This window comes from Nostoc sp. MS1 (genome assembly GCF_019976755.1).
Taxonomy (GTDB): domain Bacteria; phylum Cyanobacteriota; class Cyanobacteriia; order Cyanobacteriales; family Nostocaceae; genus Trichormus.
This window is the reverse complement of the sequence record NZ_AP023443.1, coordinates 254,463-266,624: the sequence shown is the minus strand read 5'-3', so window position 1 is coordinate 266,624 and position 12,162 is coordinate 254,463. Positions and strand designations below refer to the sequence as shown.

At 44.4% G+C, this 12,162-nt stretch carries 16 protein-coding genes; 1 reads left to right on the top strand and 15 read right to left on the bottom strand.

Going from position 1 to position 12,162, the window contains the following annotated elements:
- Nucleotides 1-195: 195 nt before the first annotated feature.
- The 8 genes from NSMS1_RS33695 to NSMS1_RS33660 all read right to left on the bottom strand — a co-directional run bounded on the left by NSMS1_RS33695 (nt 196) and on the right by NSMS1_RS33660 (nt 6,911).
- A complete protein-coding gene (locus tag NSMS1_RS33695; protein ID WP_224095823.1) occupies nt 196-891 on the bottom strand; it encodes a DUF488 domain-containing protein in 696 nt (231 codons plus the stop codon).
- On the bottom strand, nt 888-1,385 hold the full coding sequence (locus NSMS1_RS33690) for a DUF1392 family protein (protein WP_224095822.1): 498 nt from the start codon (nt 1,383-1,385) through the stop codon (nt 888-890). Before NSMS1_RS33690 ends, NSMS1_RS33695 begins: the two co-directional genes overlap by 4 nt.
- Nucleotides 1,382-2,143 (bottom strand): DNA cytosine methyltransferase, encoded by a 762-nt coding sequence (locus tag NSMS1_RS33685; protein WP_224095821.1) that lies wholly within the window; start codon nt 2,141-2,143, stop codon nt 1,382-1,384. Before NSMS1_RS33685 ends, NSMS1_RS33690 begins: the two co-directional genes overlap by 4 nt.
- A gap of 79 nt (nt 2,144-2,222) precedes the next feature.
- The gene (locus NSMS1_RS33680; RefSeq protein WP_224095820.1) at nt 2,223-3,047 is read right to left on the bottom strand and encodes a hypothetical protein; all 825 of its coding nucleotides are present in this window, start codon (nt 3,045-3,047) and stop codon (nt 2,223-2,225) included.
- Nucleotides 3,048-3,051: 4 nt separating this feature from the next.
- On the bottom strand, nt 3,052-3,432 hold the full coding sequence (locus NSMS1_RS33675; RefSeq protein ID WP_224095819.1) for a hypothetical protein: 381 nt from the start codon (nt 3,430-3,432) through the stop codon (nt 3,052-3,054).
- A 177-nt stretch (nt 3,433-3,609) separates the two neighbouring features.
- Nucleotides 3,610-4,503, bottom strand: a complete 894-nt coding sequence (locus NSMS1_RS33670; RefSeq protein WP_224095818.1) for a hypothetical protein — start codon at nt 4,501-4,503, stop codon at nt 3,610-3,612.
- A gap of 63 nt (nt 4,504-4,566) precedes the next feature.
- Entirely contained in the window at nt 4,567-5,958 is a 1,392-nt protein-coding gene (locus NSMS1_RS33665) for a helix-turn-helix domain-containing protein (RefSeq protein WP_224095817.1), read from the bottom strand.
- Between the two features lie 134 nt (nt 5,959-6,092).
- Nucleotides 6,093-6,911: a DUF5131 family protein gene (locus tag NSMS1_RS33660; protein ID WP_224095816.1), complete on the bottom strand. Its 819-nt coding sequence runs from the start codon at nt 6,909-6,911 to the stop codon at nt 6,093-6,095.
- Between the two features lie 37 nt (nt 6,912-6,948).
- Between NSMS1_RS33660 and NSMS1_RS33655 the strand changes: the two genes are divergently transcribed.
- The gene (locus NSMS1_RS33655; protein ID WP_224095815.1) at nt 6,949-7,908 is read left to right on the top strand and encodes a cytosolic protein; all 960 of its coding nucleotides are present in this window, start codon (nt 6,949-6,951) and stop codon (nt 7,906-7,908) included.
- A gap of 64 nt (nt 7,909-7,972) precedes the next feature.
- On the opposite strand, the gene NSMS1_RS33650 is transcribed toward NSMS1_RS33655, so the two are convergent.
- From NSMS1_RS33650 to NSMS1_RS33620, 7 genes are all read right to left on the bottom strand, one after another.
- The gene (locus tag NSMS1_RS33650) at nt 7,973-8,575 is read right to left on the bottom strand and encodes an MT-A70 family methyltransferase (RefSeq protein WP_224095814.1); all 603 of its coding nucleotides are present in this window, start codon (nt 8,573-8,575) and stop codon (nt 7,973-7,975) included.
- 2 nt (nt 8,576-8,577) lie between these two features.
- Nucleotides 8,578-8,775 (bottom strand): hypothetical protein, encoded by a 198-nt coding sequence (locus NSMS1_RS33645; RefSeq protein WP_224095813.1) that lies wholly within the window; start codon nt 8,773-8,775, stop codon nt 8,578-8,580.
- Entirely contained in the window at nt 8,772-9,251 is a 480-nt protein-coding gene (locus NSMS1_RS33640; protein ID WP_224095812.1) for a hypothetical protein, read from the bottom strand. Before NSMS1_RS33640 ends, NSMS1_RS33645 begins: the two co-directional genes overlap by 4 nt.
- Before the next feature lie 128 nt (nt 9,252-9,379).
- Nucleotides 9,380-9,691 (bottom strand): hypothetical protein, encoded by a 312-nt coding sequence (locus NSMS1_RS33635; protein ID WP_224095811.1) that lies wholly within the window; start codon nt 9,689-9,691, stop codon nt 9,380-9,382.
- A 76-nt stretch (nt 9,692-9,767) separates the two neighbouring features.
- Nucleotides 9,768-10,658, bottom strand: coding sequence for a hypothetical protein (locus tag NSMS1_RS33630; protein WP_224095810.1), 891 nt, complete (start codon nt 10,656-10,658; stop codon nt 9,768-9,770).
- Between the two features lie 26 nt (nt 10,659-10,684).
- Nucleotides 10,685-11,143: a DUF1392 family protein gene (locus tag NSMS1_RS33625; protein ID WP_224095809.1), complete on the bottom strand. Its 459-nt coding sequence runs from the start codon at nt 11,141-11,143 to the stop codon at nt 10,685-10,687.
- Between the two features lie 63 nt (nt 11,144-11,206).
- On the bottom strand, nt 11,207-12,046 hold the full coding sequence (locus NSMS1_RS33620; RefSeq protein ID WP_224095808.1) for a hypothetical protein: 840 nt from the start codon (nt 12,044-12,046) through the stop codon (nt 11,207-11,209).
- Nucleotides 12,047-12,162 lie beyond the last annotated feature (116 nt).

The window sequence follows — 12,162 nt, the reverse complement described above, 5'->3', positions numbered from 1 at the left end:
TTAGAAAACGCTGTAAGTATTGCTATAAAGGAACAAAAACTGGTTACAAAAAACTTAATCTTCAGTGTTTTTGTAAGTAAAGATGTAGTTAATTCTTGAAAACTCCCGATTGCTCCCGCGCTTAACAAGCGTCAATACTTGTACTCCGCTTTGAGCTTTAAGAAACACACACACCACCGAGCGCTCCTTACCCGTTCAATAAAGTGCGCCTGCTTGCTGTCGAAGCACAGTCTCCTGTTGTACTTCTGCGACTGGAGGAGTTGCCACCGCCGCCAAGGATGGAGTCAGTCGCGGACGATAAAACTCATGCTGCAAACCCGACAGAACACTCAAAACCCCCAGTTCTGACCAGACCCCCAAATCTTCGCCGGGAAGAGATACTTGGTAGTAGCCGCAAGCTAGGCGATCGCATACTACCAGATAACCAGAAGCATGACATTTGTCGATGAGTTCCAAAACCTGATCCGGGAAAGTTGCAGGATGATTAATCTTTCCACCTTGTACGATTCTCAGTTGCGGACGAGTTGCACTAATTTCGCCACCCCAAAGTCCTGGCAAATAAGCTTGTATGACTTCCTCCCCAACTTGATGACGGTGGCAGAACTCCTCACTCGGCTCAAAGCAGCACAGAGTCATATCCATAGGCTTGTCCTTCTGTTTCCCCACCCATAACCCAATCAGCTGTTGCCGAGAATCTAAAATCTGGCGGAAACGGCGCTTGTACTCATTCTGCGCTGCGGCATCTTTAGCCGAAGACTTCCACCACTGCAAAAGTTCAGGAGTAGGGGCAAACAGGGGTAAGTGTTTACCATTCCACCCCTTGGGAGGATAGAGCGAAATAGAAACAGCCTCACCCTTGATTTCACCTTTGTAATATGAGGTAAAAATCATATTACCTCCGTTAAATCATGAGGAGTAACCCAAGCAAGGCGATTGATAAACTTACCCTGCTGTGTAGATTTGGGGAAAATACAAACGCCTTCATCAGTGGGTAGTTGTAGGGCTGGCGATCGCCATTCAACCTGATAAAGCCAAGCATTATTAATGAGAGACATCCCCAAAATCATGCGAATCTTCGGGCCATCGTTAGCGAATCGAAAGTTGACCAACTGACCCAAGCGGAAGTGAGGCTTTTGGATGGACAAGGGCTGAAGCTGCCCAGAGGCGATGATTTCGCTATCGGGAACAGAGATGATTCCGCGATCGCTCTCGACAGAATAGTTCCAGCCGTCATCATTCCACTCAACACCGCAGCAGTAACCGGCGATTTTCTCTGAGGGCAAGTAGACTTTCTCAAGTAAGCTGACAGCGATCGCTCTCACTTCTTGACCCCACGGTGGGGAGATGTACCAACACGTTTCCAGGGCGTAGATTAAGTTAGTCATGATGCCTCCTGACAAGAAAGTAAACTGCACAGATAATCAATGCGTTTCCAAGCAACGGCGGCCTGTCGCGGAGAGCAACTCAATCCGTAAGCACGACGGGCATCATAGTTACCAGGGATGTTTTTAGCTACTCCAATGGAAACCCCATGAGCCACCGCAAGAACTCCGGGTTCAAAGCTTCTTGTTTCGAGAGAGAGCCGAACTTCCTCAATGTGATCTCTAATTTGGTTTGTCCAGGGGGCCGGGACGACTTGGTTGAATAAGCCATTGGGGTAGGCAATGATGAAGATTCGTTTCCTTTCGTGCGGCAAGCCGACTTGTTGTGCAGAGATACAGTCCCATTCGCCCATGTACCCGATGCTGTCAAGGTCAAAGATGATTTGGTCAAGTCCGCGATAGAGTAAACCTGTGGGGTTCTCGATGAGAGCGAAGGCCGGTCTGTCGGATTTAATGATGCGGAACTGTTCAGCCCAGAGTGCGGATCTGGGGTCATCAAGTCCTTGTCGGTTGCCTGCATTGCTTGTACCCTGGCAAGGCAGACCTCCTGCCACGATATCGAATTGTCCTCTATGGCAGTGGTAGGTGGTAATGTCTGAGTGAATTGGGGTTTGGGGCTGTTCATGGCGCAGTCGTGATTGAGAGTAGGGTGAGATTTCGACAAACTGTTTGACTTGGAACTTGTGGGATAGACCCGCCTCCGCGATACCGTGATGGCAAAGTCCGCCGATACCGGAGAACAAGGAGAGGACGGATTTCATGCAACTGTCTCCAAGCCGTATTCAGATAAATCAACTTCGACATTAAACTTGATGATTGTTGTAGTCATGATGAAAATTCCTAATTGTGATAAAGCTGTGGCAATAATGAAAGCTGTACAGGAGAATTAATGACTGAGGCGCGATAGTTCAAAGCATGATTCCAATCATTGGCATATTGATACTTAGTTTGCTTGCGTGGTTTACCATAACTGCCCAACGAACCAGCTTGAGAATCAACAGAGTAAAAACAACCGCGAATCGCCCCATCTTGCAAAGCTGTACGTTTGACACCGAAGCCATGCCAGCGAAAACCTGTTGGTAGTCGGTTGAGGATAGCCCAAATAGAACCAGGATTAGAGTTGCGTTTGCAGACTGAGCCGATGCCTATCCAGTCATCCATTTTTAGGCGTAGGCCGTAATCATCCAGATGCCTCATGTAATCATCCGGTTCATAGCCTTGCAGCACTGGCATAATATATGGTGGTGCTTCACCAGTGGCTTGGGCTAGTCTGTCCAACTCTTTGACCAAGCGATCGTAGCGATGTAAAGTCAAACGTTGATGAGTTGGGATATCTAGCCCTGTGATTGAAACAATATATTCCTCGCACATATAATCTTGAACTACTACAGCCACAAGATTACAGCAGTTTTTGAATCGCCAGAGGACTTGGGCGTAAGTCTTGGTAGGTAGGTGATTTTTATATCCGTACTGCCGAGAAATGCGGCTGAATGCTCCACTGTCAAAAATTATCGGGTGATTGCCACCGTCAAATGGCTCTTTTCGGCAAGTATATTTATTGCCTCTTTTTTTGAAGAAGCCGTTAACTGAAAGCATCACGGGGCAGTTAAGCGAGGCAATCTTTTCAGGAAAGTTACAACCAAGGAAGTATAGGGGTTCGTTCATCTGGTTAAAACTCAAGTAATTGAATATATGCGTCGAGGGCAGCAATAGCCGGATGTGCTTGCGGCTGAGACTTTAGCCCATTACAGATAACAGCACAAGTTCCAGCGTCAGCAAAAGTAAAACTGATATTGGAGTGCCTAATAGCGCAGTGGTGCATGATAGTGAGTAGCACAAAATTGAGTTGCACCAGCACTATGCTTTGGTCGTTAGCCAAGCGCCAAGCAATGTTATCTGATGTCACTAAACGCCAAGCATTAGGAGAATTACGCTTTTCTACGCTTGGTAGAATCCTGACTTTAAATTTGTGGTTGTGGTCAGCTTTTACGCATTCGTCAGGTGCAAGAGTAGACCATTTGGAAAGTAGTTGCTGATATGTTCTATTCATAAGTTAGTAGTTAATTTTTGATAAAGGGTTAATTAATAAAATCCTATGAACAACAATTATTACTAGGTGGATACAATTGCTTTGTCTAGCTCTATGGTTAGAGAAAACTATAGAATAACCAACGCTGTTTTCTATCCTTAATAGAGAATAATTGATCCACATTGACTGTTAAAAATCTTATTCAAGAAGCATCGTTGAATTATCAAAATGTTGAAGTGTTTCTTGTGCTTGTGATTGTAATTCTTCATTGAGCCATTGACGAGCGATCGCCTTAACATCAACAGTGGGGCGTGGAGCCTGATAACCACTAATATCGTCAAAGATAATTTGAGATGAATGCCAGGAAGATTTGTTCTTCATCGCAAATTGAAATCTAGCTAAAAATTGTTTCTTAGGTTCTTCATCCATCGCCACAAAGAAGTTCAAGCGTTGTTCATCAATTTGCCAACCGTACCGAGCAAAAGTATTCTTGTAGACTTGCTCAAGTGGAATTTCTACCCCGATTGAACGCAAATGAAGATTTTCGAGTACGCGACGAATTGAGGGTGATTTTGTCTCCAAGTTAATGGGGTCTGAAGAAATGTCTTCTTCAAAAACTTGGAAATGAGGTTGCCCAACACGAGCCGGGGGTAAAAGCTTCATTTGGGGTGGAGATTGGCAGTAAACCGTTGTAAACTCCTTGTTGAGTTTGCTTAATTGCCATTCATCAGCCCAAGCAACTGCATCTATTCCACCGATAGCAGCCAAAGCGGTGTGAGCTTGGTCTTTAAGCTGTTGTAGAATTTCTTGTCGCCATTGTTCGTTAGCGGTTTTGGCAGCAGCAAGAACGATCTGCCACTGGGCGATCGCATCGACTTCCTTTGTGGCAGTAGCGAACTCAACAAGTTTTTTGGCACTGGGGAAGAAGTCAAGCCCGATAATTGCCTCTTTGACAGCGAGTGTAAATTCTTCGTCGCTGAGGTGTTCGTTGAGATATTCCGACCAGATAGCGATCGCGCTTGGGCATAGTTCCCGGTTAAAGTGGGTTTGCAGTAAAGCGATACCTTTCTCAAATTTTTCTTGGGTAATCATACTTTCTTCTGTGGGGTTAAGGTATAGGGGTGTATGGGTTTTGAAAGCTCAGTAACACCTAATTCAAAGCTCGAATTTTGTATTGGCTGCTTGTCGAATGCGTTCTAACTCTTGTTGGTGATTGACCGCAGCCGCAACATTTACCGTAGTTTTGGTTTGACGCTGCTGCTGCCACTCAGTCACCCAACCCACCAGCTTTTGCCAGCACCGAGGGTCACGTTCGCATTTGTTGATCACGCTAAAGCCCAGTGCGATGGTTGCTTGTTGCCCTCGCTTGCAGTTTTGTTTGGCGACGTAAACCGCAAACTCGACAGAGACATCATTACCACCTGTGAGGATGAATCCGCTTTTACGGTAAGTTTTGACATACTGCCCAATTTCTTGCTTTGCCCAGTCGCGTAATTCCCACTGTTGAAGCGGTATACCATCAGCGTCAAGTTGTTGGTAACGCTGAAGTGTAAGAACTTCACGCTTCTTCGGCTCAGTAATATTTTGGGTAGAAGTAGTAGGCAAATTCATTTGTTCGAGATTATCGAACGACCCCGCCACGATTGAAGCAAATGCAGGATCTGAGTTTTGTTGCAAAGATTCGGGTTGTTTTGGCAACAAAGAGTGAATTTGTGGGGTTGGTTGATCTGGTTTCTCAAGTTGAAAGTCTAGGGTGAGTTGGTCTAGTTTTTCAACTTGAGAGTCTGGGGCTGGTTGATCTAATTTTTCAAGTTGAGAGACTGGGGTTAGTTGATCTAGTTTTTCAACTTGAGAGACTGGGGTGGGTTGATCTAGTTTTTCAACTTGAGAGGCTCTTGTAGGTTGAACTAGCTGTTCTGTTTGAAAAGAAATTTCTTGAGGGAGCGATAAGTCGAGTGAGACAGAGGGGCGTTCTTCTCTCTTAACTGAATAGTCTTCAATTGGATAATCTTCAATTGGATAATCTTTGGGTGTTCCCCCAGCACTACCGGGGTGTCCCCCCAACACTACCAGGGGTGTTCCCCCAGCACTACTGGGGTGTTCCCCCCGCACTCCCCCCAGTGTCCCCCCAGCACTAGGGGATGTTCCCCCAGCACCACCCGACGATTTACTACCTCGGATGAGAGTAGAGGAAGAAGTGGGGCTGGTAAACCAATCTTCCATATCTGTCAGACTGTAGTGATTTGATGTTTGTAATCCATCAAAACTTCTGCTAGTTTTATTAACCAAATTCCAAGCGATTAACTCATTAACCGCAGCGATCGCTTTACGGCGTAAGCTATCTGTTGGTGAGTTTGGGAAAGAACCACGAAAACAAGCCTCACCAATAGATTTATAGGAGGGGAAGGCATTATTATCGCAACCAGCACGACGGCATAGATGGCAGTAAACACGATATGCTTCCATTGTCAGGGGCAAATCATCAAGTTTACTGTCCATGTAAATATGGCGTTTTCTTCTGTTATCGCTGAAGCTATCGGTACTCATGATTCCCCTCCTTGAGTTACTGTCTCGTGGTAGATTTATTCCAAAGCTGTGTTAAAGCTTTCAGTAAAAGTTACTCGAAATCTCATTGATATAAACATCTCCAGCCCTAAGTTGTGGTAAACAGCATGAGGGCTTTATTTCGCTTTCTCCAGATGTTTTAAAACAGGAAACTCTTTAATTCGCAGATGTTCGGGAAACTCTTGAATAGTTCCTCCCTTCTTGTCTCTGGTTTTAAATTGTTGGTGATTCAAAAAAGCATTACTACCCAATTGTTTGACAAACACGGGTGTTTTAGCTGATTGACACTGTTGAACAATAGACTCAATCCATTCAATGTGGCATGGTCTAGAGTTAGAGCCAGATTCTCCCCCGATAATGACCCATTGAACATCATTCAAATATTGGCTAATGTCACCTAAATTTTCTAACAATGGTTCAACTGACCAAAACCGAACTTGAGCAGGAATTTGGGAGAGGAATTGAGAACGTTGTTTTAGAGTGCGGATATTCTCAATAGAAGTGCCTGTCCAAATATTAGAGGGCAATTGGTCTAAACCATGACTATCTAGCCATTCCTCTAATGTAGCGGACATAATCTCTGGGCGTTTTGTAAGAACTTGAAATGTTTGCTTGGGTGCAACAAACATACCGTCTAACATTTCACGCTGCCAATAACGCGGAACCCATTCACCAAAAACATCAGTCATTGACGCGACGAAATGTTTTTTAGGCTTTCTTTGGAATCCCCATTGACGGATAATTTCTGTGTCTAATGTTAATTCTGGAGGACTGCCAACATAGGCTAATTTATTCCCACCAAAAAAAGTATTTTGATTGATTTTCTCGCTATAGCAATGTAAGCAGCCTTCGGAGATTTTTTGACACCACCAACCACCTTCTTTGGCGCGGATGATATTATCTGTTAAGTCAGTCCATTCTATGTTTGTTGACATAATTGCACCTGATTAATTTTAAATTGAACAGTTTTTTATGGCTAATAAAACACCCCAAACTCAATACGATTCGCCTTGGAAACAGATGTTGCAACTGTATTTTGAAGACTTTATGCAATTCTTTTTTCCGCAAGCTCACGCTCAAATTGATTGGAGTAGAGGTTTTGAGTTTCTAGATCAAGAATTGCAACAGGTAGTCCGTGATGCTGAATTAGGAAAACGACTGATTGACAAATTGGTGAAAATTTATCGTGTTGGGGGTGAAGAATCTTGGTTGTTGATCCATGTTGAAGTTCAAAGCCAAGAAGAAAACGATTTTCCTAAACGTATGTTTGTCTACAACTATCGGATTTTTGACCGTTATGATCGCTCTGTTGCATCCTTGGCAGTGCTTGGGGATGACAACATCAACTGGCGGCCATCGCAATTTGGGTACGATTTGTTTGGCTGTACGGTTAATTTTCAGTTTCCTGTCATAAAGTTGTTAGACTATCAACAAAGGTTGTCGGAGCTAGAAGCAAGTCGCAACCCCTTTGCTACGGTGGTAATGGCTCACTTAGCAGCAGTACAAACCCGTAGTAATAGGTCGCAACGCAAGAAGCAGAAAATAACTTTGGCACGTCGGTTGTATGAGCAGGGGTTTGACAGAGATGCTGTTCTAAATTTATTAGGTTTTATTGATTGGATGTTGACATTACCATTAAATTTAGAACGAGAGTTCAAAAGGGAAATTGAACAACTGGAGGCACAACAGTCTATGCAGTACATGACATCATTTGAGAGAATTACCCGAATAGAGGGATTGTTAGAAGCGATTGAGTTAGGCTTAGAACTAAAATTCGGTACTTCTTCACTGTTTGTAATGGATGAAATTTCCCAAATTGACGATGTTGAACAGTTACGGGCAATTAAAGATGGTATAAAAACAGCCCATACGGTTGATGAATTACGTCAAATTTATCAGCACTCAACAACCGATACCCAACTAGAAAACTAGTGTTGCTTGTTAAATATTTGATTTTCAAGGTTCAGTAAGCTTGTTATGCCTAAATTAACTTCGCTTAAGCACTGAGTGAAGTATTTTGCTGACTCTGCTCAACAGGCTGATCAAACATATCCGCCTGATCTCCCCAACAGTCCCAGTCGTCCCTAGACTCTCGTGCGAACATCTCCAGCTTGGTCATCTCTGGACACAGCTTCTCTACAAGTTCAAAAAATTCAGGCGGTTTGCGGGAATGCTCTCGTCGGGGCGCGTGTAGGATTGTTGATTGATTGGTAAGCGATCGCCCCGCAAAAGCCCTGACATCGCCACGCACAGCCAACGCACAATGTTCGGTGCAGTTCCTCAACCAGTGGCCAGTGCCAATATGTGGGGTTCCCAGCTTCGTAATCTTTTGCCATGTGAGGATAGTCTTGAGGTTGAAACCCCATGTCTGTAGGCATTGGGACGCTTCAATCATGTGGTTATTGGTGAACCATAGCCACAGAACACAACCGCCAGCGTCGCATAATTCTGGAATGGGCAGCGCCAGGATTTCCTCAGTTCGCATTGGCTTATATGGAATGCGATTGCGGTGGGTCTTATCGTTAGAACGAAGTCTGTAGAACCAGGGAGGGTCTATAACTATGCACTGATACTGTCCTTGTAGAGTGGAGATTATCATATTTACTCCTGTGGTGTTTTCACAATTTGAGCGTTGATGGATTGAAAATCTACTTGACAGATATTAAAGTCCGTTTGCATTTGCCCTGAGTTGTAGCGGTCTGTGATGTATTGTTTGATAGCATCTGGAGATAGTTCATCAGGAATTTCAAGATGTGCTTCACTAACCACAGTTTCTACTACTTGAACAATGACTTTCATGAATTTTTATTCCCGAATGTGATTTGGCTTAAGGCTTGCATTTGATATGCAGCTGATATTAAAAATTCTTGTAAATATCTAGAAGCTAATTCCTTAGCCATTTTCTCTTCGTAAACATAAATTATTTGGTGGCTTAAATAAACTTCTGTACGAGTTAAATTGAGATGAGGATCAGTTACTAAAGTCAAGCCGAATAGTCCATAGTTGTAAAAATAGTATTCAAGTCCTTCACGAAAAGATTGTCCTTGCTGCCAAGTGATGATTTCTTCATCCTCATCTAAATCAGCCAGGGCAAACTCGACTTCCTCAATAGCAGTAATCGCCATTTGCACACAGGCTTTTACTTGCGGGTGAGTGGCATTCTGCATTCTATAGTCCTCTCGAACCACATAACCTTGAATACGGTAGAATGCTTTGGCTAATTTCTCGATGAGTGCATCTTTTTGTAATAGTCCGAGTTGCTTGTTGTTATTCATTCCTGAAACTTTCTCCAAGTTGATTGTTAATTAATGACTGTTAGATATTGGTTGTTAGTGGTGGGACTGATGACTCATAACTGACAACTGATAACTGATGACTAATGACTAATGACTGATGACCAATCTCATATCTCAGCTTTGAGTAACAAGCCTTTTGGGGATAGAACCCAGTAACTGTCATTTCCGTTGCTAATTTCTTGCACGAATCCCCAGTCTTGAAGTTCCTTCAAAACATCGCTGAGAAATTCGCCAACACCATCGCCGCAAAAAGCACCACAATCAATAATCATTTCTATGGTTCCTTGCATTTCGGGATCAGCTAGTGCTTCTTGCGGTGAAGTGAGTATTTTAATCACATCCACGTAAACCGTGCTGATGATGCACTGCTTACCATCGCTGGCAGTAACTAGGGCTTGTAAATCAAAAGGGATGATCATGAAATCTCCGATGTTAAGTGCTGGGTTTTGACGACTGATGACTAACAATTAACAACTGACAGCTGACAGTTGACTCTCAAGCAGTGACTACAGACTTTTTGTTGAATGCCCCCGCTTGTCTGAGTTTCGCCGCAGGTTCTGGGTGTGCAAAGAACTCTTCAATCGCTTTCGTTAACCCAGCAGCCACCGCAGGGTCATGGCAAGCATAAACATATATTTTTTGCTGAGTACCCTGAACTATGCGTGTTTCTTGGCGATCGCCCAAATGTGAGTAAAACGTCCGTACCCATGTACCCAAATGCCCCCGGTAGTGAGTGCCACTTGTAGGCACATTGCGACCTAGTTCAGTCTCCGCGAAGTTCACCACGCCCAGCCACTTTTCTTCTGAAGGGGTCAACATCTTGCGGTTATGTTCAGCCAAGAGGTTCGCAGCGAAATCTTTCATCTGCTGTTCCATGTACGGGTTAAGCCGTCCACCTGTAAGTTCAGCAAGCGTTTTCATGGATTGAACCAAGGTATGCAATCGCTGTTCAACTGGGGGAAGTGCGTTTACTGGAGGTTGCTCTGGCTGTGGAGTTGTTGTCTTTGCCCAACCCATGATGTCTTGCATCCAGGCGCGAACACCGATGGTTTCAAACGCTTCACAAGCTAACTTTGCCTGTTGGCTGCATCGTTTACCAGCTTCATAGCCGTAGTAATGAAGTATTGCGGCAACAGCTAAATCAGGAATGCCGGACTGTGACCAGCTTAAAATGTCAGCACCTCCAAACCCTTTACGGACAAGCTTTTCAACCAGTTTAGAACCAGAAATGTCAGCAGCAGTTTTGAGACTTCTAAGCAATCCAGCATCGTTGACATCAGCTAATCTGGCTGTTGCACGAATACTAGCCCTACCCTGTCCATTGGAGTCAACAGTAATTTCCTGTTTAATCTGTTCAATGATTTGAGCGATTTCGATTTGTGACATAATCGTTGCTCCAAGTTGAAAAATACTTACAGATGAACTCGAACTAAATCTTTTTCACTAACCAACGGGAAACGAATTGGTGAACCCAGTACAGGGGATAAAGCAGGGGACAACATCTCAACCACGTAAAACCAACTGTTATTCACCAGAACAACACCCAACACCAAACGCTGTTTTGTGGCGTGGCTGCTGAAACGGAGTAATACGCGATCGCCCACAGCAAAAGCAGGTTTCTCCAAGTTGGTACGTTGTACTTCTCCAGTACCAATAATTTCGTGTTTGCCCAGATACGCAATAGTGAGATTACTCGCAACTGCATAAACCAACTGGTCGTCTTGCCACACTACGCCACAGCAGTAACCAAATGTTCCAGTAGCTGTGATGTACACTCGTTCCCACAAATCAACTACAACAGATGGCATTTGCTGACCCCAAGGCGGCGATAAATACCAGGATTTTTCAAGCTCAGAGATTAAACAGGACATAATTGTTATTTCACCCATTAGAAATCAGGAAGTAGAGTCTCGCTCTACTCCCTTCCGCCTTATTTACACTGCAACTAATTCAGCCCCGATAAACAACTGCGCCCACTGATAAGTCTTGAGTTGTTCAAGCGGGTGGTACTGCAAACATTCTTCAGCAGACGAAGGATTAGCTGTTGACAACCACCAGACTGCTTCTGTTCCGCGTTGGCGTTCGCGCAGCGTTCCGCAGGAAAGCCCGCCGTAGGCATCGCACATCACTCGCTCTTGGTCATCTGCGCGGACTGCCCACAAGATACCCTGGCGCAATTCCACTTCACCCAGTTTTTGGTCGTCTCTGTATACGCCGTCATCCAACAGTTCCAAACCGCGTTTCTCGCATTCGGTGGCGATTTCCGCCATGACTTCATTACCTGTGCTTGTCTCTGTGGCGCTCTGTTCTTGCACAGGTAACGAGCCATCTAAGTATTTCCAGTGGATAAAGCGATCGCACCCTTCTGGAGCATAATGTCTGTGTATCTCTTGTCCATTCACCATGACTACCCAGCGTTGGGTTACGAAGTCTTCCCCATCGTAGGTCACAGTGGCTATCAGTCTGTCCCCAGCGCAATATTCAGTTTCGTAGAAGGATATCTCTCTTACCGTTAGACTTTCGGGCGCAATTTCTTCGGCTTGCTGGGCGATGAAGTTCTCTAGCTCGGCTTGGGCTAATGCTTGTTCATAAAGGGCAGCCGGGGCGATTCTGTGGAGACGCTGGGCTTGGTGCTGGGCGATCGCGCTAATCCAGGCGTTCTTGGAGTAGCGTTTGCTTATCTCAACTGTGCAACCAATATCGCTGTAGATTTGCTTGAGTCCAGCTATGGATTTGTGCTGGAGTTCTTGATGACTATAAGTTAGATATGTCATGATTAATAAATTCCTTATGGAATGGAAAGCGCTTCAGATTGGTAGTCAGGGGCGCTTTCTTTATTATCAATCTACCGTAAATAGTTTTATGGTGTCAATACTTATTTGACGTTTAC